The organism is Paenibacillus aceris (genome assembly GCF_017874035.1).
Lineage (GTDB): Bacteria > Bacillota > Bacilli > Paenibacillales > NBRC-103111 > Paenibacillus_E > Paenibacillus_E aceris.
Genome location: NZ_JAGGKV010000027.1, coordinates 1 through 21,556, shown reverse-complemented (window position 1 = coordinate 21,556; position 21,556 = coordinate 1). Strand labels below are relative to the sequence as shown.

The 21,556-nt window shown below is 47.2% G+C and carries 21 protein-coding genes and 3 tRNA genes; 4 read left to right on the top strand and 20 right to left on the bottom strand.

The window, feature by feature from the left end; genetic code table 11:
• Positions 1-108: 108 nt before the first annotated feature.
• Both J2Z65_RS30210 and pdxR read right to left on the bottom strand, forming a co-directional pair.
• Positions 109-1,548, bottom strand: a complete 1,440-nt coding sequence (locus J2Z65_RS30210) for an NAD-dependent malic enzyme (RefSeq protein WP_167067994.1) — start codon at positions 1,546-1,548, stop codon at positions 109-111.
• Positions 1,549-1,625: 77 nt separating this feature from the next.
• Positions 1,626-3,110, bottom strand: coding sequence for a MocR-like pyridoxine biosynthesis transcription factor PdxR (pdxR, locus tag J2Z65_RS30205; RefSeq protein ID WP_167067991.1), 1,485 nt, complete (start codon positions 3,108-3,110; stop codon positions 1,626-1,628).
• 165 nt (positions 3,111-3,275) lie between these two features.
• On the opposite strand from pdxR, the gene J2Z65_RS30200 reads away from it, so the two are divergent.
• Positions 3,276-3,866 carry a GNAT family N-acetyltransferase gene (locus J2Z65_RS30200; protein WP_167067988.1) on the top strand — a complete coding sequence of 197 codons (591 nt, stop codon included), beginning with the start codon at positions 3,276-3,278 and terminating at the stop codon, positions 3,864-3,866.
• Between the two features lie 114 nt (positions 3,867-3,980).
• Positions 3,981-5,291, top strand: a complete 1,311-nt coding sequence (locus J2Z65_RS30195; RefSeq protein WP_167068164.1) for an aminotransferase class I/II-fold pyridoxal phosphate-dependent enzyme — start codon at positions 3,981-3,983, stop codon at positions 5,289-5,291.
• Between the two features lie 339 nt (positions 5,292-5,630).
• Here J2Z65_RS30195 and J2Z65_RS30190 read toward each other — a convergent pair whose 3' ends face one another.
• The 3 genes from J2Z65_RS30190 to J2Z65_RS30180 form a co-directional block, all read right to left on the bottom strand.
• Positions 5,631-6,113, bottom strand: a complete 483-nt coding sequence (locus J2Z65_RS30190) for an SRPBCC family protein (RefSeq protein ID WP_167067985.1) — start codon at positions 6,111-6,113, stop codon at positions 5,631-5,633.
• A 29-nt stretch (positions 6,114-6,142) separates the two neighbouring features.
• The gene (locus tag J2Z65_RS30185) at positions 6,143-7,471 is read right to left on the bottom strand and encodes a DRTGG domain-containing protein (RefSeq protein ID WP_167067982.1); all 1,329 of its coding nucleotides are present in this window, start codon (positions 7,469-7,471) and stop codon (positions 6,143-6,145) included.
• Between the two features lie 231 nt (positions 7,472-7,702).
• On the bottom strand, positions 7,703-7,909 hold the full coding sequence (locus J2Z65_RS30180; RefSeq protein ID WP_167067979.1) for a hypothetical protein: 207 nt from the start codon (positions 7,907-7,909) through the stop codon (positions 7,703-7,705).
• Positions 7,910-8,156: 247 nt separating this feature from the next.
• On the opposite strand from J2Z65_RS30180, the gene J2Z65_RS30175 reads away from it, so the two are divergent.
• Positions 8,157-8,564, top strand: a complete 408-nt coding sequence (locus J2Z65_RS30175) for a heme-copper oxidase family protein (protein ID WP_167067976.1) — start codon at positions 8,157-8,159, stop codon at positions 8,562-8,564.
• A 348-nt stretch (positions 8,565-8,912) separates the two neighbouring features.
• On the opposite strand, the gene J2Z65_RS30170 is transcribed toward J2Z65_RS30175, so the two are convergent.
• The 5 genes from J2Z65_RS30170 to J2Z65_RS30150 form a co-directional block, all read right to left on the bottom strand.
• Positions 8,913-9,131 carry a hypothetical protein gene (locus J2Z65_RS30170; protein ID WP_167067973.1) on the bottom strand — a complete coding sequence of 73 codons (219 nt, stop codon included), beginning with the start codon at positions 9,129-9,131 and terminating at the stop codon, positions 8,913-8,915.
• 185 nt (positions 9,132-9,316) lie between these two features.
• Positions 9,317-9,514, bottom strand: coding sequence for a twin-arginine translocase TatA/TatE family subunit (tatA, locus tag J2Z65_RS30165; RefSeq protein ID WP_167067970.1), 198 nt, complete (start codon positions 9,512-9,514; stop codon positions 9,317-9,319).
• Positions 9,515-9,560: 46 nt separating this feature from the next.
• The gene (gene tatC / locus J2Z65_RS30160; RefSeq protein WP_167067967.1) at positions 9,561-10,292 is read right to left on the bottom strand and encodes a twin-arginine translocase subunit TatC; all 732 of its coding nucleotides are present in this window, start codon (positions 10,290-10,292) and stop codon (positions 9,561-9,563) included.
• Positions 10,293-10,331: 39 nt separating this feature from the next.
• Positions 10,332-12,053, bottom strand: a complete 1,722-nt coding sequence (locus tag J2Z65_RS30155) for a GMC family oxidoreductase (protein ID WP_167067964.1) — start codon at positions 12,051-12,053, stop codon at positions 10,332-10,334.
• Positions 12,054-12,086: 33 nt separating this feature from the next.
• Positions 12,087-12,860 (bottom strand): gluconate 2-dehydrogenase subunit 3 family protein, encoded by a 774-nt coding sequence (locus J2Z65_RS30150; protein ID WP_167067961.1) that lies wholly within the window; start codon positions 12,858-12,860, stop codon positions 12,087-12,089.
• Between the two features lie 203 nt (positions 12,861-13,063).
• On the opposite strand from J2Z65_RS30150, the gene J2Z65_RS30145 reads away from it, so the two are divergent.
• Entirely contained in the window at positions 13,064-13,432 is a 369-nt protein-coding gene (locus tag J2Z65_RS30145) for a c-type cytochrome (RefSeq protein WP_167067958.1), read from the top strand.
• Positions 13,433-13,475: 43 nt separating this feature from the next.
• On the opposite strand, the gene J2Z65_RS30140 is transcribed toward J2Z65_RS30145, so the two are convergent.
• From J2Z65_RS30140 to J2Z65_RS30095, 10 genes are all read right to left on the bottom strand, one after another.
• Positions 13,476-15,188 (bottom strand): adenine deaminase, encoded by a 1,713-nt coding sequence (locus J2Z65_RS30140; protein ID WP_167067955.1) that lies wholly within the window; start codon positions 15,186-15,188, stop codon positions 13,476-13,478.
• 21 nt (positions 15,189-15,209) lie between these two features.
• Positions 15,210-16,271: an ABC transporter ATP-binding protein gene (locus J2Z65_RS30135; RefSeq protein WP_167067952.1), complete on the bottom strand. Its 1,062-nt coding sequence runs from the start codon at positions 16,269-16,271 to the stop codon at positions 15,210-15,212.
• 15 nt (positions 16,272-16,286) lie between these two features.
• On the bottom strand, positions 16,287-17,075 hold the full coding sequence (locus J2Z65_RS30130; RefSeq protein WP_167067949.1) for an ABC transporter permease: 789 nt from the start codon (positions 17,073-17,075) through the stop codon (positions 16,287-16,289).
• 4 nt (positions 17,076-17,079) lie between these two features.
• Entirely contained in the window at positions 17,080-17,901 is an 822-nt protein-coding gene (locus J2Z65_RS30125; RefSeq protein ID WP_167067946.1) for an ABC transporter permease, read from the bottom strand.
• A 27-nt stretch (positions 17,902-17,928) separates the two neighbouring features.
• On the bottom strand, positions 17,929-18,861 hold the full coding sequence (locus J2Z65_RS30120; RefSeq protein ID WP_167067943.1) for a nucleoside hydrolase: 933 nt from the start codon (positions 18,859-18,861) through the stop codon (positions 17,929-17,931).
• A 75-nt stretch (positions 18,862-18,936) separates the two neighbouring features.
• A complete protein-coding gene (locus J2Z65_RS30115) occupies positions 18,937-20,031 on the bottom strand; it encodes an ABC transporter substrate-binding protein (protein ID WP_167067940.1) in 1,095 nt (364 codons plus the stop codon).
• Positions 20,032-20,293: 262 nt separating this feature from the next.
• A complete protein-coding gene (locus tag J2Z65_RS30110) occupies positions 20,294-20,644 on the bottom strand; it encodes a DUF2294 domain-containing protein (protein WP_167067937.1) in 351 nt (116 codons plus the stop codon).
• A gap of 480 nt (positions 20,645-21,124) precedes the next feature.
• Positions 21,125-21,206, bottom strand: a tRNA-Leu gene (locus J2Z65_RS30105).
• 14 nt (positions 21,207-21,220) lie between these two features.
• Positions 21,221-21,292: transfer RNA gene (locus J2Z65_RS30100), tRNA-Gln, on the bottom strand.
• A 17-nt stretch (positions 21,293-21,309) separates the two neighbouring features.
• A tRNA-His gene (locus tag J2Z65_RS30095) sits at positions 21,310-21,382 on the bottom strand.
• Between the last annotated feature and the right edge of the window lie 174 nt (positions 21,383-21,556).

Below are 21,556 nucleotides of genomic sequence, written 5' to 3'. Positions count from 1 at the left end.
CAAGGTTTTTTTGCGTGGTCGCAAGAACAAGAGCATAACTTGCAGCAGCAAAAACAGTCCGATGCGCGCTCTTCAAAGAGCTGCACCGGACTGCTAGTTTCATAACATCTATTCGTGGTGGGAATCGTGCCCCTCACGCTGGCTGCGGCGGCGAGCCACACCGGATTCAAAAGCGGCTTCCATCACGGCTTCGCGCACTTTCTCAACGACCGCATGGTTGAATACGCTTGGAATAATGTAGTATTCGTTCAGCTCATCTTCATTCACAACAGCCGCAATCGCTTTGGCTGCTGCGAGCTTCATCTCTTGCGTGATGCGGGAAGCTCGGCAATCCAACACGCCGCGGAAAATTCCCGGGAAGCAAAGCACATTATTAATTTGATTCGGGTAGTCCGAGCGGCCTGTCGCCATAACGCGTACATAAGGCTCCGCTTCTTCCGGCGTAATTTCCGGTGTCGGGTTCGCCATAGCGAATACGATCGGATCGGCAGCCATTCTTTTCACATCGTCTACCTTCAAAACGCCCGGGCCGGATAGACCGATGAAAATATCTGCTTCCGCAATTACATCAGACAAAGTCCCTTTTTGCATAAATGGGTTCGTATTATTCGCATACCAGTCCCAAGCGGAATTCGTATAGCTTTCTCCGCGTATGATCGCTCCTTGCCGATCTACCCCGATGACATTGGTAACACCAGCAGCAAGCAGCATTTTCGTGCATGCAATTCCTGCCGCTCCGATGCCTGTGATGACTACCTTACACTGCTCCAGCTGTTTACCTACCAGCTTAACTGCATTGAGCAGGCCTGCGAGGATAACAACCGCAGTTCCGTGCTGGTCATCGTGGAATACGGGAATATCCAATTCATTAATTAATCGTTCCTCAATCTCAAAGCAGCGCGGTGAGGAAATATCCTCTAGATTAATGCCGCCGAACGCAGGTGCGATCGCTTTAACGGTACGAATAATTTCTTCCGTGTCTTGTGTGTCAAGGCAGATAGGGAACGCATCAACGCCAGCCATTTGCTTGAACAGCATGGCTTTCCCTTCCATTACCGGCATAGCCGCTTCCGGTCCGATGTTGCCAAGTCCAAGTACCGCGGTCCCGTCGGATACGACAGCAACGGTATTTCTTTTAATCGTTAACGAGTGCGCTTTAGCCGGATCTTCATGAATCGCCATACAAACCCGGGCAACTCCCGGCGTATATACACGGGACAGATCGTCCCGATTTTTAATCGGAATCTTCGGAGTGACCTCAATTTTGCCGCCCAAATGCATAAGGAAAGTTTGGTCGGAGACGTTAATTAACCGAACACCGGGAATACCCTTCAATACTTTAACAATAGCTTCGGTATGTTCCGGATCGCTTACTTGCACCGTTATATCCCGCGTTGTTGTTGTTTTGCTTGCTCGCGTTACGTCAACCGCGACGATATCGCCGCCGGCATCGCCTATGGCTGTAGCAATTTTCCCAAACGTGACCTGTTCTTTATGTATTTCCAAACGCACAATCACGCTTGTGCCTCCACCATTTAATCCTGCCATTTAGGGATCACTCCTACAATAAAATGATTAATTGACCACATGTTAGATCATAGCATACTATGTCAACCATGCCAAAATCATATTGGTGATTTTGTGACAATTTCATAGACTTTCCTCATGACGGCAACGCCGCGGCTTATCTCCTCATCCGTGAGATGCGCAAACCCGAAGATTGCCCCGGCTCTTCCTTCGGGGACGCCGTAGGAGCTGGCGTCGGTCCACGAGACGCCGAATTTACGGCACTCGGCTGCATAATCGGCATAGCTGCGGGCATCCCCCCGCCACCAGCCGAACAGATGCAGCCCCGCATCACTCTCCACCCAGTCGAAGAGGGTGGAGAGCCGCTCCTGCAGCAGCGCTTGCAGGAGCAGGAACTTGCTCGCGTACACCCGCCGCATGCGGCGCAGGTGCCGCTCGTAGCCGCCGCTGGCCATGAAAGCGGCGAGCGAGCGCTGTTCGAGCAGCCCCGAAGGGTGCGGCTCGTATAGCCGCTTCGCGGCCACAAATGCCCCGAGCAGCGCCTCGGGCAGCACGACATATCCGATGCGCAGATCCTGCAGCATCGTCTTAGAGAAGGTGCCGATGTAGACCACCCGGCCCTCCTGGTCCAGCACCTTGAGCGGCTCGATTGGCCGCCCGCGGTGCCTGAACTCGCTGTCATAGTCGTCTTCGACGATGACAGCGCCCTGCTCCGCCGCCCAGCGCAGCAGCTGCTGGCGGCGCTCCAGGCCCAGCACCGCTCCCGTAGGGAACTGGCGGCTGGGCGTCACGAACAGCAGCCGTGCGTTCCACGGCTGCGGGACAAGACCTTGCCCATCCACAGCCGCGTGGATGGGCACCCCGCCGGCCGCCAGCACAGCGCGGCTGGCGCCTTGGTAGCCCGGGCGCTCCAGGATGACGGGATCGCCCTCGTTCACGAGCACCTGGGTCAGCAGCGCGATCGCTTGCATCGACCCGTTAACGATCACGATGCGCTCCGGCGGAGCATCGATGCCGCGCATCCGCCTCAGGTGCTGTGCGATCGCTTCGCGAAGCGCATAATGCCCCTCGGCGACGTGAGCCTCTTCCTGCGGCGACTCCGTCATCCGCCGCACCTGTTCATACATCCCGCGGTTCCATAGCTCCCGCGGGAACTCATCCAAGTGAGGCCGACCCATCGCGAACGAAACCTCCTGCTCTTGCTCCAGCTCTCCCTCAATCTCCCCCACTACCTCTCGCCCTCGTCCAACCGGCGCCATCTCACGAACCCGCATCCCCCAGCTCGAAAGGCGAATATCCTTCCCTTTATACGGCTGGTGCTTCACTTGTCCTCCGCTATAAACGACAAAAGTCCCTCTGCCTACATCAGCTTGTAAATAGCCTTCAGCCGTCAACATATCGTAGACCTGATTAACTGTTCCCCGCGAGAGCCCATACAGGGCAGCCAACTCACGACTCGATGGGAGTTTCGTACCGCAATGCAGCTTATTCTCAAGGATGCTGTCGTGCAAAGCGTGATACAGAGCAGCATATTTACTCGCATATTGCGTTCGATAGGAAAGGTACGGTATATGAAACTCCATGCTTGCTCCACCTCTCATCCTTCTTAAAGCACTCTCTAGTTCCCCATACGCTTTTTAAATGGTACATAAAAAGACAACAATATTGGATCTTTTTATTACACCATTTTTCCATTATGCTAACTAAAATCTCATAAATCTGACACTTTGACAAGGAGAATTATGCCAATGAATTTCCAGCCTGTCCTTTTAGAAAGAACTCAAGTGGTTCTGCTTCCCATGCAGGAGTCCCATATTTACGGTCTTACGGAGGCCGCCTCGGATCCAGCCATCTTTGCTTACATGACCCCGCTGCTGCACCTTTCGGCTGTTGAACAGTTTGTCCGCCAAGCGCTTGATGAGCAAAAAGATGGCTTAGGCATCCCTTACACCGTCTACGATAAACACACCGACAGCTTCGTCGGCAGCACGCGCCTATTCGATTACTCTCACGCCAATCGACATGTCGAGATCGGACATACCTGGTACAATCCCCGTGTATGGCGGTCCAGAGTCAATACGGAATGCAAGTATATGCTGCTGAAGCACTGCTTCGAAACCTTAGATCTGCTCCGTGTTCAAATAAAAACAGACCTGAGAAACGAGCGCTCTCAAACGGCAATTGCCCGTTTAGGCGCCCAAAAAGAAGGCGTACTCCGTCAGCACCGCGTACTTCATGACGGCTATGTGCGAGATACGGTCATGTTCAGTATCATTGCTCGCGAATGGCCGGATGTGAAGCTGCGGTTAGAAGGATTTTTAAATAAAGTGAGCGTCTAGATTGAGATAAAAACCTTCCCCAAAAAATTTGTTTCACGCAGTGACGTACGTATGTGAAAGTGGTATAATAACTGCAAAAAATGAATAGCAAATTGGAAGGAATGACCCATGCTTATGAATCCTCTGGCACGACAGTTAAACGAGACCCTGGAACGTGAAAATTCTCACGTATTTGACATGCTTTCTGCATTAGGTAAATCGATTTACTTCCCGAAAGAAGGCATTCTCAGCCAATCTGCTGAAGCAAAGGCCAAAGCCAAGAAATACAATGCTACAATCGGCATTGCGATCGAGAACGGTCAGCCGATGCATTTGAAGGTCATTCAAGATACTCTCTCCACCTACGCACCAAAAGATATATATGAATACGCACCTCCAGCCGGTAAGCCCGAGCTTCGCAGCGCATGGCGCAAAAAGATGCTTGAAGAAAACCCTGAAATCGGCAGCAAGCTGATCGGCAACCCGATCGTAACGAATGCTCTGACGCATGGACTCAGTATTGCCGCTGACTTGTTCGCCGATGTTGGCGATACCGTTATTATTCCGGATAAAAACTGGGAAAATTACGAGCTCACATTCGAAATTCGCCGCGGCGCGAAGATTGTGAACTATCCGCTATACAACGAGGATCAAAGATTTAATGCCGCTGGCCTCCGCGAAGCGCTGCTTGCTCAGCAATCCAAAGGCAAAGCGATCGTCGTCTTGAACTTCCCGAACAACCCGACAGGCTATACGCCTGGGGCTGAAGAAGGCAATGAAATTGCCGCTGCCATCAAAGAAGCTGCCGAAGCCGGAATCAACGTTGTTGTACTAACAGACGATGCCTATTTTGGACTGTTCTTCGAAGGATCGCTGCATGAGTCTTTATTCGGTAAATTAGCTGACATTCACCCGCGTGTGCTTGCAGTCAAAATCGACGGAGCTACTAAGGAAGAGTACGTCTGGGGCTTCCGCGTTGGTTTCGTTACGTATGCCGGCCAAAGCGAAGCGCTGCTTAGCGCGCTGGAACAAAAAACGATGGGCATCATCCGTGCGACAATCTCCAGCGGACCTCACCCATCCCAAACTTTCGTGCTTCATGCGCTTAACTCCCCTGAGTTCAATGAGCAGAAGCAAGAGAAGTATGAGATCATGAAAGGGCGCGCCAACCGCACGAAGTCCATTTTGGACTCCGGCAAGTTCGATGATGCATGGGGCTACTATCCGTTTAACTCCGGCTACTTCATGTGTTTAAAACTCAAAACGGTCGATGCCGAAGCTTTGCGCGTCCACTTGCTGAACCAACATGGTGTAGGTACCATCGCTCTAGGAACGACTGACCTTCGCGTCGCGTTCTCCTGCATTGAAGAAAGCAATCTGGAAGAACTGTTCAACCTCATTTATCAAAGCGTTAAAGAAATAGAAAACGTCTCGGCGACGAAATAACCGAAACGATAAAAAGGCTGTCTCGTGGGTCTGAAATGACCTATGAGCAGCCTTTTTTATGCAACGTGATACGAAATCTTGCGTTTGCGGGAACTATGATCCCCTATTTCCTGCGGGAACAGCCTTTGAACCACTCAATAGGAACACTGGTCCCCTATTCCCCCGATTTAGACAGATATTCGAACCTCCGAGGGCAAATAAGGCCCTGTAGTTCCATCTAGTCCCCGAATACTGCTGATTTCGCACAAATAAGGGATCAAGGGTTCCCTTCACAATAAGGTTGGATGTCTGCTGGTCAGGTATCTGATGGTAAGTTCCCTTCAACGATCGGGTTACGTATCAACCAACCTGTTTAACCAAAACATCATACTGCTCGTACCATTTTTTCCATTCGTCCATCGGAAAGTCTATCGCATGGCCGTCAAGCAGTGCAGCCATCATATCCAGGCAAACATGCCAGCCTGCTAAATCTTTTGGCGTATGCGGCGTCAACCCGCCAATGAACTCTTTTAAAACGAGCAAAGAACCTTCGGGTTTGGCGGATACCTCGAAGCGGACGCGATCTTTCCCCCATGTGAATTCCAGGACGGAAAGAGGTTCGTAATCCGTTATCTCCATATCGATAAAAGTCCCGGAGCCATCCTTCATATCGAATTTGATGTTTCCGCCTTTTCGCAGATCCTCAATTTGGAGATTGGTCATCCATTTTTCAAGGCGGTCATTTTCGGTCAGCGCAGCCCAGACTTCACTGACGGTTTGCTTAAGCGGACGATCATACTGAACGATATAAGCGCTCTCATTTTTGTGAATCGAAGCAATCATGTTCATTCCTCCTTGAACTCTATCGACTTTTAAAGAATACGTGCAGTAATCATAGATCTCGCTATTCTAGCTCCGTTCGCCACAATCTCCATATCAATCTTGCAAAATTTGCGCGTCAATTCTACGATCGTCGGCACAATTTCAATGACATCATCCATTTGCAGCGGGATCAGGAAATAACTCGATGAGCTATCCAGAATGAGATCGCCCTTCTTGTGCTCCTGAACCGTACGATAAGCTGCACGAATCATGATCGTGGTCAAGACTCCCTCTGAAACTAAGCCCTCGAAATTCGTCATTTGGGGCGTAATCGATCCTTTAAAATACAGCTTACCCTCCGCATCCCGCAGCTCGTCGATTCCTGCATAGATCTGCACCTCAAACGTCTCCGCATTCTGCGGCTGCTGCTGCATATGCTGCATCGCTTTCATAACGTCTTTGCGGCTTATGACGCCGATCATCTTTCGCTCGTTGTCAATGACAGGCAGCAGCTCAATGCCTTCCCACACCATCATGTGTCCGGCTGAAGCGACCGATGTTTTCAAGTTGATCATAAGGGGATTCGGCGTCATTAACGTGCTGATGAGCTGTCTAGGCTTCGCGCCAACGATATCCTTTGTCGTGATCATTCCAATTGGCACCTGATTGTCATCAATAACCGGATAGCGCGTATGCATCGTTTCCTCTACTAACTTCTGCATTTCACTGACCGTATTAGTCCCTGCCAGCGAGTAAATTGGACCATCTTTGCGCATGATGTCGTCGACAATCAAAATCTTTTTCTTAATCAGCCGGTCTTCCATCGCCCGATTGATCATCGTTGCTACCGTGAACGTATCGAAGGAACTGCCGATAATCGGCAGCTGCAGTTCATCTGCCAGCTCCTTGACTTCAGGCGTCGTATCGAAGCCACCGGTGATAAGAACCCCCGCCCCTTGACTGAGTGCACACATATGGGCTTGCACACGATTCCCGACGATGAGCAAGTTGCCCGCTTCAATATATTTCAGCATCGCTTCCAGCTGCATAGCCCCAATCACGAACTTGTTCAGTGACTTATGTATGCCTGTTGCCCCTCCAAGGACAACGCCCTCCACCACATTCACAATATCCGCAAAAGTTAATTTATCGATGACGGGCTCTTCCTTCTTCTCCATGCGAATCGTGCCGATCCGGCGTTTCGTGCTGACCAGCCCGATATTTTCCGCTTCTTTAATCGCTCGATATGCCGTTCCCTCGCTCACATCCAAATCCTGAGCGATTTGACGAACGGACAGCTTGGTGCCGACAGGCAATGATTCAATATATTTTGTAATTTGCTCATGCTTCGTATGAAGCTCTGAATGGCCTGCGCTCATGGTTCATACCTCGCTTAACTGTTCTATAACATTGAGATAAGTATAATCTATTCATTTGGAAAAAGTAAGCTGGACAGAGGGTCCCCTATTCGCGTCTAACGTGCAGGCACACAAGGATAAACGACTTCGTCGTCCTTTTAGGACGAGCGCGTTTGTCAAGGTAGATGCAAATAAAAAGCCCGCCGATTTTCGGCAGACCCTCTTCCTATCCAATATGCTCACTTAAGTCATTTATCCTATTTCTGAATCTAGATGAAACGCATAATAAAGCTCCAAAGCTACTGGTGATAAGGGATAGAAAGCTGTTTCGCCACACTCGTCGTGTTCGGTTCGTTCCTGCCGGTTCGCCATAACTCTCTGAAAGTCATAGGGGCGTTGACGTGAAAAACTTTTTACTTTTTTTCTATCGAACTCCATCGAAGATGCCAAGCTGCTCATGAACACTTCTCCCTTCGCAATCACAATTGTATTACTACAATTTATATTATTATAATATATTATATAATTAACAGAAATATATGTGCAACAATAAAATAAATTTCATTTATTTTATAACAATAAATCATGCACAGTCTGGTCAATTGGCTTAATAAAATGTTTAATCTAATTTGATTCCTAATGTCTTGTATTTCGTTGCATATAACATACAATAAGGGTGAAGTAAAAATTTGGGAGGGTTTGCTGAATGGCCAAGACATTTTTGAAAATTGCTGCGATTTACATCTCGCTGGGTGTTCTACTGGGAATGTTGATGGGCATCATTCAAGATTTTAGACTCGCCTCGGTCCATGCGCACTTGAATTTGCTGGGTTGGGTATCCATGGCGATCTTCGGTCTCATCTATCACTTCTATCCGCATGCAGCAGAAACGCGTCTTGCAAAACTTCACTTCTGGCTGCATAACATTGGCTTACCTCTTATGCAGGGCGGACTCGCAATCGAGCTTATTTCCGGCAATTCAGCCATGCTCCCTCTCGTCATTGTGAGTTCCTTGCTCGTCGTTATTGGCGTCATCCTCTTTACGATTAACTTATTCAGGCAGCTTGGAAGCACATCTGTAAAACAGGCGAACAAGAAGGATATGCCGGTTTAATCACATAAACAAACAAAACCTCGACAATCCATCTCGGAATGTCGAGGTTTTTTATACGCAATTGACTACTGGACGGCAAACACATCGTGAGACCCACCCAATTTAAGGGAACCTCATTCTCTTATTTAGGCGAGAAGCTGGATTTCGGGAAATGGAGGGGAACGTCAGAGCTTTATTTCACCTCATCCGTCCAAATATTGGTCCAGAACGGCGAAATAGCAGACCCCAGTTCCCTCTCCTTCGCCCAAAGGGCTGTTTTTGGCAGAATAGCGCCCTGTAGTTCCCCTACCTGCCTGCGAGGACTGAGTCTGGTCGTCTGACAAAAGGGGCATCTGGGAGGGCCGGGGTTCACATCATTGGGCACTGCGGAGGCAGAGTAACGACAAATATGAATATACTGCGAGAAAAGCGTTGGCTGCCCACAACAACCTCGTTTTCGTCGTACGCCTCCACAAGTCCACCACCCTTCATTTTTCCGTCTCTCAAGACCATCACATATTCGCCAAACAACATGGCGTTTTCAAGCTCACAATCCCGATGAATCGTTCTCATGTGAAAGTCCCACATCCCGTAATGCGCCTCCCGCATACTCCCGAATATACGTATAAAGTCCTATATGCTGCTATAGTTAAAATATACCATCTGCCCGGTTACATAATGGTTACAGTCAAAAAAATAAAAAAAGAGCCTTTTAAAGGCTCTTTTTGCCCACAAAAGGCTCTTTTCCCTACCCAGTTCAAAGGTTCGCGCTTCTAAAACGGCTTCTTGCCCTCATTCTCAATCAATTGCTCACGATCGCCTTCATCAATGATACTGCGCGTAGAGTTGCGGAACTCGCGCAAGGTATCTCCAAACGCTCGGCCTAGCTGCGGAAGCTTGGATGGCCCGAAGACGATTAAAGCAATCGCCAAAATTAAGATTAAGCCTGATACACCAATATTGTTAAACATGAGCATTCTCCTTTTATACAAACTTATGTGATCTTAGCTATTGATCTTAGCTATTGGTCGGGCTGCTCTGCCTCATTGCTCGCCATTGCCAGTTGGAAACTAAAGCGCTGATCTCAAACAACAGTAGCAAAGGAACCGTCACCGATAGATGCGAAACCATATCCGGGGGCGAAATGCAAGATCCTGTTATCGTTAACGCGATATATGCGTACTTCCTGGACGTTTTCAAGCGTTCTGGTGTCAGCAGTCCTATTTTGGTTAAGAACAAAAGAATCACAGGCAGCTCAAACGCAATCGCCATCGGAAATACAATTTGAAAAAGAAACCCAAAGTACCGATCAATCCCATAGGTTTCCACCGCGCCAATCGTTTGATTCATTCGCATCATAAAGCGAACCATCATGGGGAAAACGACCCAATAGCTGAACGCTACCCCGATAATGAACAGCGCAAAAGCCACGGGAATGTAAGGAAGGGCGCTTCTTGACTCCGCTTCTGTAAGGCCTGGCCGGACAAACGCCCACAGTTGGTAGAGCAGCACCGGCACCGTAAACAATAAAGCAAAGAGGAAAGCGCACTTCATATAGATCATCAGCCCGTCTGTAAACGAAAACACATTCCACTTAATTTCACCGATCATGGGCTGCGATTTCAAATATAGCAAGATGTCACTTGAAACATACAGCCCCGCGCAAAGCATAACCACAAACCAGACAAAAACAATAATCAACCGCTTGCGAACCTCAGTGAGATGCAAAATTAAATCTTCTTGCCCCATGTGATCCCTCCGATCTATAGGGTCATCTCGGCAGCTTGTTTAAACGACCATACCGCCTTGTTTCAAATACTTCGAGACCCCTTCAGCGGCCCTATAGGCTAACGCTCCAACCGTACCTGTCGGGTTGTAGCCACTGTTATGAGCAAACGCCGACGCTCCGACAACGAACACATTCTCGGCGTCCCACATTTGTAAATATGAATTTACAGCGGAAGTAGAAGGATCTGCGCCCATAATAACACCGCCGGTATTATGCGTCGATTGATACGGCACGATATTGTAAGGCCCCAACTGATCGGATGAGCCAATGGAGGTCGGATTCATTTCCTTCATAATCTCAGCCGCCTTCCCGCTCACGAATTTAATCATCTGCCGGTCCTGCTCTTCGAAATCAAACGTAATCCGCGGCAATGGGAGTCCATACGCATCTTTATAGGTTGGGTCCAAGTCTACATAATGATGCTTCCACGGTAAGCTTGAGCCTTGAGGGGATACGGCTAAGACACTGTTCGCGTATTTAAGCGATTTCTGTTTGAAATCTTTCCCCCACGCAGGTGTACCTTTGGGAACTGAGTTGGTAGCAATCGGCCGTTGTCCGGTTTGTGAAATCCGAATACCGGCTCCATGAAGGAAATTAAGACTACTGTGGTCAAAATTATCTCCATTGAAATCGGGAATCTCCATGCCAAGCGATCCTGCACCGGCAAACAAATTGAACTCTTTGTCATCAAAAAATCCGGTTGCCGAGCCGCCGTTCGTTTGGTAGCAGTAATTTTTACCGATTACTCCTTTACCGGAGGCTGGATCATAAGGTTTACCCAATTTGGAAGTCAACAGGAGCTTTATGTTGTTGAATACATAGCTGGCCATAATGACCACATCAGCAGGCTGCTCGAATTGTTCGCCGGTCACTGTGTTGACATAAACCACTCCGCTGGCCTTTTTGCCATCATTTAAAACTTGGATCACATTGGAGTAGGAACGCAGTTCGAAATTGCCCGACTTCTGAGCAACAGGGAGCACAGTGACGACAGCATCCGCTTTTGCTCCATACTCACAGCCAAAACGTTCACAATATCCGCAATACTGACACGCCGCCCTGGTAATGCCGTCCGGATTCGTATATTGTTCTGACAGATTCGCCGATGGCATCATATAGGGGTGATAGCCTAGCTTTTTCGTCGCATCCTCGAACAGCTTCAAGATTGGCGTTTTCACCATTGCCTTCGTTGGGAATGGGTTGGAACGCTTGCCCACCATCGGATTCTGATCCGGATCGCCAGAGATGCCTGCCAGCTTTTCAAACTTGTCGAAATACGGCTCTAATTGATCATATGTAATGCCCCAATCCTGGATCGTCATGCCATCCGGTATCTTCTGCTTCCCGTACCTCTCAACCGTTTTACTGTAGATTTCAAAATCGTAAGGAAGGAATCGGTACGTTTGTCCGTTCCAGTGAATACTCGATCCGCCAAGCCCCTCACCGAGCAAAAAAGAGCCGTACTCACGCATCGGGACAGCCGCTACTTTCTCCGTATTACGGAACGTTACGGTTTCCTTGGAAAGATCCTGCATCAGATCATATCTGGATGCATAGCGCAGCTCGTCGTGCACCATATAGTAGTCCTGTGTGCCCCTTGGTTTCCCGCGCTCCAATCCAACCACCTTTACTCCTTGCTTAGACAGCTCGGCGGCGATGATGCCCCCTACCCATCCCATTCCAACAATTACTACCGGAACTTTCGGCATTTTAGTAGCCATACACTGTTTTCCTTTCCCTCATTGGATTTCACCTTAGTGAACAAAATGATCATGCAAGCTTCGCGGTTCCATAGCGGCGAATTGATCCTTGTCCATGATCGCTACATAGCTCATTTGATTGCCCGGGTATTTCCGCATCTTCCAGCCCTGCATATCCTTGTTCCCTCCGTAAAGCGGGTCCGAATACACGCCTTCCATCACGAGCACACGGAATTGATTAAAAAAGGTTTTCCCTGTTACGCCATTTACCACATTAATTTCGCCTTTTTCCATCGATGTAAGAATCGCATCCTGTTCCTCAGGGGCCAGCTCTACAAATGATTTGGTATATTTAGATTTGCTCGCTTCCTCCATGCTCTGCAGGCCCATCGTAATCAATTCGTGGCGCTGAATGCTTAAGTAGTCGCCTTGCGTCGCTTCCCCCTTAACAAAGGGTCCTGTCCGATACGTGCGAGCATTCACTCCCCATGGACTAGCCAACTGATGATCGATGTAAAAGGCAACCCCTAACTCAGTAGCCCCTGGACCGCTCTCATCTTTCGGAAAAATACGCTCGGCAGCCGCTTCCGTCATCTGCAGCTGTGCTTGGTTGAAAAACATTGGAGCTCTGTTATAATCCATTCCTGCTTGAACTTGAGGGGATGCGGACGGAGATGGTGTTGGCGTCGTAGACTTCTTAGTAAATCCGCCCGAAATTGCGCTGCCAATCACACCTCCAACGACCGCTCCACCAATGGCAGTCCCGGTATACTTCAAGAAACTGCGTCGCGACTGGTCAGGGGAATTTCCCACATTTTTCTCAGCCATATTGATGCCTCCTTGGAATTTTATGAACAATAGGTTAGTTATGGTAGTTATGGATATCATGAGCCCTAGCTATTTTTCTTATTCATTTTTTGCATGAAAAATTGCAAACCCGGGCAATGTAAAGTTACAGACATTACGCAGAATTTTACATGCAACCAATGGCTGTCTTGCTCTTGAACCTACTCATATGAGGAGAAGTCCACATGAAGAAAACCTTATTAGTTCTTACTCTGCTGCTAGCCGGATCTCTAGCTGCTTGCGGCAAGAGCCAAACTACACCACAGACGAGTACGAATCCGTCCGCATCAACAAGTCCAGCAGCCACCCAAAGCTCTGGGGGTGCAACTAAAGCCGATGCACAAACTGTGTTCAAAGCCAACTGTGTAAGCTGCCATGGCGTCAACTTGGAAGGTGCCGTAGGACCTAATCTGCAAAAAGTAGGCAGTAAATTGTCCAAGGATCAAGTTTCTACAACGATTACGAATGGTAAAGGGGCCATGCCTAGTTTCAAAGGCAAGCTTTCAGACGATGAAGTTTCTTCCCTCGCTACTTGGCTTGCCGACAAGAAATAGATGCAAAAAAATCCCGCCTCGGATTGAGTGCGGGATTTTTATATTAATTAGAGATAATTAACGGGACAACTTGACCGTTATTCACATCGATTAAACCAAAGTCTGTAATTTTCAAGGCAGGACTTACAGGTAATGAATGCGTACTAATAGACATGATAGGATTATAATGGCAGTAACCTAACGACTCCATCGCTTTACGCAGTTGTTCTACTTCCTTGGCTACTTGCTCAAGGGGAGCTTCCGTTAAAATTCCCCCGACAGGCAGCCGAAGTGAAGCAATTACCTTACCGTCTTCCACAACGCTAAAGCCACCTTGATTTTGAATCACCTCATTAGCAGCGATCATCATATCGAGGGGATTGTGCCCGACAACAAGCAAGTTATGATTATCATGGGAATACGTCGTCGCCACGGCTCCTCGTTTAATCGTATCACCGCCAATTAAACCATAGGCACGATTTCCGTTTTTACCATAGCGCTCGAAAGTAGCAATAAGCCCCTTTCCGCTTTCCTGCCACATGAGCTCACCGGAACGAACATTCACCTCTGCATGATGCTCCTCAGTAAATGTAGAACCGTTCTTGACCATCATCACGCGGCAGTCATAACGGCCATCCATGATTTCCGTTTTAACCGAGAAATCCGCTTCCGTTAACGGAGGCATCTGGACACTTTGATAATAATGCGCCGGAAAAGCAGGAGACTTTGTTGCATAGGTGTAAGCCTCATGTACATCATAAACTTTACGTCCATGCTTAAATACCTGGTCAATCTTCAGTTCTTCCAGGTTGGAAATTAATTGAAAGTCGCCAATTTTGCCTGGTGCAATAACGCCGCGATCATACATCCGCATTCTTTTGGCTGGAGAAAGCGTACTGGCATAAATCGCATGCTCAGGCTTCATGCCCATCTCGATGGCTTTACGCACGATGTGATTCAAGTGACCTCTCCGATCGAAGGAGTCCGCCATTACGTCGTCGGTAACAAAGCAGAAGTGCTCAGACACTTCATGCTCAATCAAATACCCCATTACTTCAGGCGTCATTGACTTTTCCTGAATTTCAATAAACATGCCCGCAGCGATCCTTGCCTCCATACCCTCAATCGTCTGATGCGTATGATCGGAATCCACACCGCTATATATCATTCTGTGTAAATCCAAATCCAGTAGTTTCGGTACATGCCCCTCAATAATGAGATGAGGATAGTTCATGCGAATATGATTTAAGATGCGATTCGTCTTGCAATCGGGATCCGTGATGACATCTACGTAGTTCATGATTTCACCTAAACAAATGATGCGCTCCGTTCGCAACAGCTCGTCCAAATCCTCAATTTCAATCGAGCCGCCGGACGTTTCCATCGATGTGGCAGGAACCGAACTAGGAATGGCATAGAACATGTCCGCCACACAATACTGGCTAGCTTTTATGAATTCTTTTACCCCATCAAGTCCGAAAACATTGGCGATTTCATGAGGCTCCGGAACGATCGTCGTAACACCATTGCGAATGAGGCCGTAGGAGAACGTTTCCGGCGTGACCATCGTGCTTTCAATATGCAAATGGATATCGATGAGACCAGGAATCATGTAACGGCCTTCTCCATCCATGCGCTCGGCAGCTGCAAAGGTTTCCGCGCCTTTATTCCCAATATATAAAAACTTGCCATCTAGAATGGCTGCGTTGCCTTCGATGAATGTTTTAAAATAACTATTATAAATCCGTACATTCTCTATCAGTAAATCAACATGCATATGCCTTTACCTCCAAGTACACTACTCTACTAAAACTAATTTCTCGCTTGGAAAATGAAGCCGAACCTCTTGACTACTCGGATATGGTAATTCCATTTCCTTATTGACCGTGATGTCGCCCAACATCGTCTCGACAACGTATTGATAGCTTCTCCCTAAGAAAGTGCTCACCTTAATACGTCCCGTCAATACATTCGGTCCTTCTTCGATTTCACCCGGCATTCCAAGAATCACATCATCTGGACGAATAGCGCCTTGCATACCGGACTGCTCTCCCTTGCTGGCATGCTTGGTTACGGTAAACATATAGTCTTTCACTTTCAGTGCAATCATTTCATTTTCATCATTTCTGGTATCGAAGGCGATAAAATTCGTAAAACCGATAAAACGAGCTACGAACTCCGTTTTCGGATATTTGAAAATCGTTGCCGGCGCACCTAGCTGCTCAATAATCCCTTTGTTCATAATGGCTACTTGATCCGAAATCGAGAAGCACTCTTCCTGATCGTGAGAAACATAGACGGTAGTGATCCCGAGCTCCTGTTGGATACGACGAATCTCAACCCGCATGTTGATACGCAGATTGGCGTCCAAATTGCTCAGAGGCTCGTCGAAGAGCAGCAGTTCAGGCTCAATTACTAGGGCCCGCGCAATAGCTACCCGCTGTCTCTGGCCTCCTGAAAGTTCTTTCGGATACCGATTCTCAAATCCTGATAAACTTACCGTATCCAGAATGTTCCGGACACGCCGATCAAGTTCCGCGCCACTCACCTTCCGAAGACGAAGGCCGAAAGCCACATTATCGTAAATCGACAAATGCGGGAACAACGCATAACTCTGAAACACGAATCCGAAGTTGCGCTTGCTAACGGGAATCCGTGTGTAATCTTTACCGTTTAATGCGAATTTGCCTGCCTTCGCTTCTAAAAACCCGGCGATGAGCCGTAAAGTCGTCGTTTTCCCGCATCCACTGGGACCGAGAAGAGATATCAAATTTCCTTTTTCTACACTTAAATTGAAGTCCTTCAGAATATATTGCTGGTCGTAGGCAACCGAAATATTTTCCAGAGTTAGCAATGCCATGGATGAAAGCCTCCGTTATCGTTTGGTGAAGTAGGATAATCCCATCAACCGTTCAATGATGAACATAAGTACCGCGGTGAAGATCATAAGCAAAACAGAAATAGCAGCAATCGTAGGGTCAAAATGGTTCTCCACATACGTCAGCATCTGAATTGGCAGCGTACTGACTCCAGGACCCGTCATAAAGACCGAGATATCGACATTATTAAAAGATTCCAAGAACGCAATAAGAATGGCCGCGATAATACCGGATTTGATGTTCGGCAGGACCACTGTAAAAAAGGTTTTCAATTGGCCGGAGCCAAGACTTAATGCAGCTTCCTCAACCGCAAAATCGAAATTCGATAAGCTCGACGCAATAACGCGGATGATGAAAGGCAGCATGATCACCGTATGCCCAATCAGTAATGCTGCATAGATCGGAAGCTGATACGTGACGATTAGATACCTCAGCATCGTAAATCCAAGCACGATACCGGGAATAAGCACAGGGGAAATAAATAAGGCATTTAGCGCCTCTTTCCCCTTAAACGCAAACCTGCTTAACGCATAAGCCGCTGGGATTCCAAGCAGCAGAGCGAACAAATTGCCTATCAACGATACAATAATAGAGGTTCCCGCGGTCGTCATGAACATCTTAACTTCAAAAATATTGCGGTACCATTTCAACGAAAATCCTGTCGGCGGGAATTTCAATACACTCCCTGGCTCAAATGAAGCAAAAGCAATAATGACGAGCGGCCCGAGCAAGAAGATATAGACCAGAAGGGTAAAAAAGGCTAACCCTCGATTCTTTTCCCGCATACTTCTACCCCTTCGGATTTAATTTAGTAGCCAGTTTATTCATAAGCGCGATGACGACGAATGTGATCACGATCATAATCACAGCAATGACAGAGGCGAGATGCCAGTCGTTAAGAGTAATCGCATTTTGATAAAGGAAGGTGGAAATTACCCGCTGCTTGCCTCCTAGTAAAGCCGGCGTCGTGTAAGCCGTCAAGCTTCCCACGAAAACAAGAATGCTTCCTATGATTAATCCAGGTACGCTGAGAGGCACAATGACCTTTACAAAAGCCGTAAACCGGTTTGCGCCCAAGCTCTCCGCGGCTTTGATCAGATCCGGATCTATATTCTCAAGAACACCGACCAATGTAATAAGGATCAGCGGCAAAAACAAATGGATGAGACCGATCATCATTGCCGTTGGCGTGTACAAAATATCCAATGGTTCCTTAATGAGACCGATCGCGATCAGGGCATTGTTGAATAATCCTTTTTTCCCTAAAATAATCATCCAACTGAACGACCTGACGACAGAGCTCGTCAATAACGGAAATATCGCTAGAGCAAGCAGGATCGCCTTCTGTCTTGGACTTTGTTTAGAGATAAAATAAGCTACCGGAAAACCAAGCAGTATACAGATAAAAGTGGTTACCAAGCTGACACGCAGCGTCGTCCACACAATTTTGAGAAAGTACGGGTCTTTGAAGAAATTTAAATACCCTGCAAATGTAAATGTTCCCTTATCGAAAAAGGTTGAACCTATCGTTAGAAGGATCGGAACTACCATGAAAACCGTCAGGAACAATATGCCTGGCAGCAATAGTAAATATAAATACGTTCTTTTCATGCAGCTTTACTCCTGTTCCTGGGTTCGCTATGCACGCAGCGTGCGGATAAAAAGTTGGAGAAATTCATCAGCCGAAACTTCGGTACAAACTTGAACGTTCGCTGCTTTGGACAAGCGATTTTGGAAATCGCATACCGTTTGTCCATCGCACAGCTCACTCTTGGTTTCTACATCAACGTAATAATGACGGGTGGTCACCAGTTGTTTATTTAGAGCCACTCCGACAGCAAGAGGATCATGAAGCGCACAAGCTCTAACGCCATTGCGTTCGTAGTAACGCTCCATATATTCCGCTGTGCTCTCCTTGACATATCGGCCTATGGGCGAGTCGCCGAGTTCCCGGATATGCTCATCTGTCAGCAGCGCTTTACGGGTTACGTCCAAGCCTACGAGCGTCAGGTTTGGAAAGCCGGCTTGGCATACAATCTTTGCCGCTTCCGGATCGACGTACATGTTAAACTCCGCTGTAGGTGTCACATTGCCGAAGCCTTGGACGACGCCTCCCATCACAATCACTTCTTTCACCTGATGAATCAGATCAGGATACTTCATAACAGCCAGGGCCAAATTCGTCAGCGGTGCAGTCATGACCAAAGTCACTTCTCCTGCATGCTGTTTCACCTGATCCACGATGAAATCGGAAGCATGCCCGTCAACTGCTTTCACATGAACCGGCATGTCGATTAATGCCCCGCCAAGCCCGTCCTTACCATGGACGCGATGCTCAAAAAAAGTTGGGCGCATCAAAGGCTTGTTCGCGCCTTTAACGACACGAATCTCATGCTCCATCCCAAGCAATTGGAGGATCTTGCATGTATTCTCAGTCGCTTGATCCAGCGACACGTTTCCATTCACCGTTGTGATACCCAGAACATCCATTTCCCCGCTGCGTATGGCAAGCAGGATTCCCAGTGCATCATCTATGCCTGTATCTACATCGAGGATGACCTTCTTTTTCATAAATAAGCCCCCTTTATGTCCTCATGAAGAAAACAAAGGTATACACACAATCATATACCTTTGTCAAAATTTCATTTATTGAGCAACTTCCTTGTTCCAGCGGTCGATCCAAGATTTAAGATTCTGATTAACGAATTTCATATCCATTTTAATAAGTTTGTTTACGACATCAGCTCCGTAAGTAATCCCTTGTGCTTCATCAGCTGAGAGTTGAAGCGTTGTGTTTACAGGCGAATCCACTTTTGCTTTAGCTGATTTCTCCTGCACTTCTTTGCTCAAATGCCAGTTGATGAAATCTTCGGCTAACTGCTTATTTTTACTTCCTTTGATGACGTTGACCGTATTCATAACGGCATATGCCCCTTCTTGCGGGGAAATGAACTTTGTATCAGGCACAGCCGCTTTCAGATCCTTCACATACATCTCCATAATAGGACCGGCAGCAATTTCCCCTTGTGAGAACATATTTACGAATTCAGAAGTTTGCCCGTAATATTTGACGACCCCTTTGTTCAGTTCCTTAACTTTTGCGAAAGCTTGATCCGCATTGAACGTCGTGTTCCCGGCAGCGAGTGACGCTGCATCCAGAACCATTGGTCCCGTAGTAGACGTAATGTTAGGCAATGTTAGCTTCTTGGAGAGCTCAGGACTCCACAGGTCGTTCCACGACTTGATCTCTTTACCCGTTGCTTTCGGATTATAGGCAATTCCAAAACGGCCAATGGTATATGCAGGACCGTAATCTTCCCCAAGCGGAGCCTTAGCAATATCGTAGATATCTTTTAAATTTGGAATACGGCTGCGGTCGATCTTGTCGAAAAGTCCTGCTTCAATTCCTTGTTGTGCGTAATAGTCGGATAAATAGATAAGATCCACTTTTGAACTGCCCTGTTTTACTTTATTTAATCGCTCTGAGTTATTACCGATTTCCAAAACAATCTTCACATTATGCTCTTTCTCGAAAGGCGCATACACTTCTTTCTTAAAGAAATCATCGGAGAAACCCCAAGTAGAAATAACCAATTGTGTAGGTTCACCTTTAGATGCATCCGAAGGTGAAGTTGTTGCCGTATTAGTATTGCCCTCTTTCGCAGGCGCGGCTCCACATCCACTCAAAACCAGTCCCACTACAGATAAAGAAATCAAACTACGAAGCATTTTTTGTTTCATCTTCAAACATCCTCCCAAGTTTCATATATATAATTTGAAGCGTAAATCCATTTGTTAAATTTTTACTAGTATTTTCTGCATTGGATCACAAATATATGCCGAGCCCCCTTACTAGGACTAAAAAAAAATAGAAAAGTGCCCTTGGTAGAAGATAACTTCTAGCAAGAGCACTTTTCATCGTAAACAATGGAAAGAGACATCAAGTGATATACAAGCGGGTATCCTCTCAAGATAGATCAAAAGAGAATCACCGTGGTCTAAACTATTTAGTTGGTTTAAGAATAATATTCGTTATGGCCCACTGAGTCGGTGGATCATAGTCTCTTAAAACAGCATCCATGGATAACCCCAATTCTTGCTCTAGCTTTTCCCGGATTCTCTTCTTATAAATCGAGGACATATAAAAATCGACCTCGTGTTTCAAAGTGGGAGCTTCTCCTTCTAACGCTGTTGAGCGGGGTGAACGACGATGCTTTGCATGAAAAGTAATAATATTCTGATCCAAGGATACCTTCAGCAGTGTTGTACCAAAACCGAATAACTCTTTGGATATCTCGTTATACAGGTGACACAGCTTCTTCTTGTATTCATTAGAATCATCCGGTAAGGACATTAAATCACCTTCAAGAGGAATATTGATCTGTATGTTTTCGAGCTATCTTAATAATACATAGGATTTCTGAATTAATCAAGAAAATCGTTCGTGATTTTATATGGAATTAAACGTTATTCATCCTCATCATTCGGAAATTCACCGATTTTCCGAATGTACTTTATCAAAATGGTAGTTTCCGGAGAATGACGGGTCCAGAAGCATCCAAACTAAAGCAGTAATGCTGCTGCAATTACTGTGTAAAAGCAACGCAGGCTTCCTTATATCACGTATGGTCGGAAAAGGCACGTAATAGACACGTAAAAAGCACCCCTAAGCGCATGCTTGAGGGTATAAATTTTCAGAGTACCTACTTTGGGGACTCACCGTGCATCAAATCGGACGTGAGGCTTCTCTTTATTGGGGGTTCCGATGCCCTTCTTTCGCTGTTTCAAAACAAAAAAGACCTTACAATGTAAGGTCTTTTTTGTAAATCTGGGATGCGGTCGGAGGGATTTGAACCCTCACGCCTTGTGAGCGCCACCCCCTCAAGATGGTGTGTCTGCCGTTCCACCACGACCGCTTAAAGGTAATAAACTGGGGATCTAGGATTCGAACCTAGGCATGACGGAGTCAAAGTCCGTTGCCTTACCGCTTGGCTAATCCCCAATAATAGAAGGGAAAAGGGCGACCGATGGGACTTGAACCCACGAATGCTGGATCCACAAACCAGTGCGTTAACCCCTTCGCCACGATCGCCACAGTAGGGATTTATTCCCTGAAGACTAGATACGAAACTTGCGTAAAGGTAGGATTTGCTTAGGTTTTCTGGGCCCCGATCAAGTATTCGGAATTCGCTACAAAGCTGATCTTCACTTGGTTGGGAATAGGTTAAGCCCTCGACCGATTAGTATTCGTCAGCTGCATGCATTG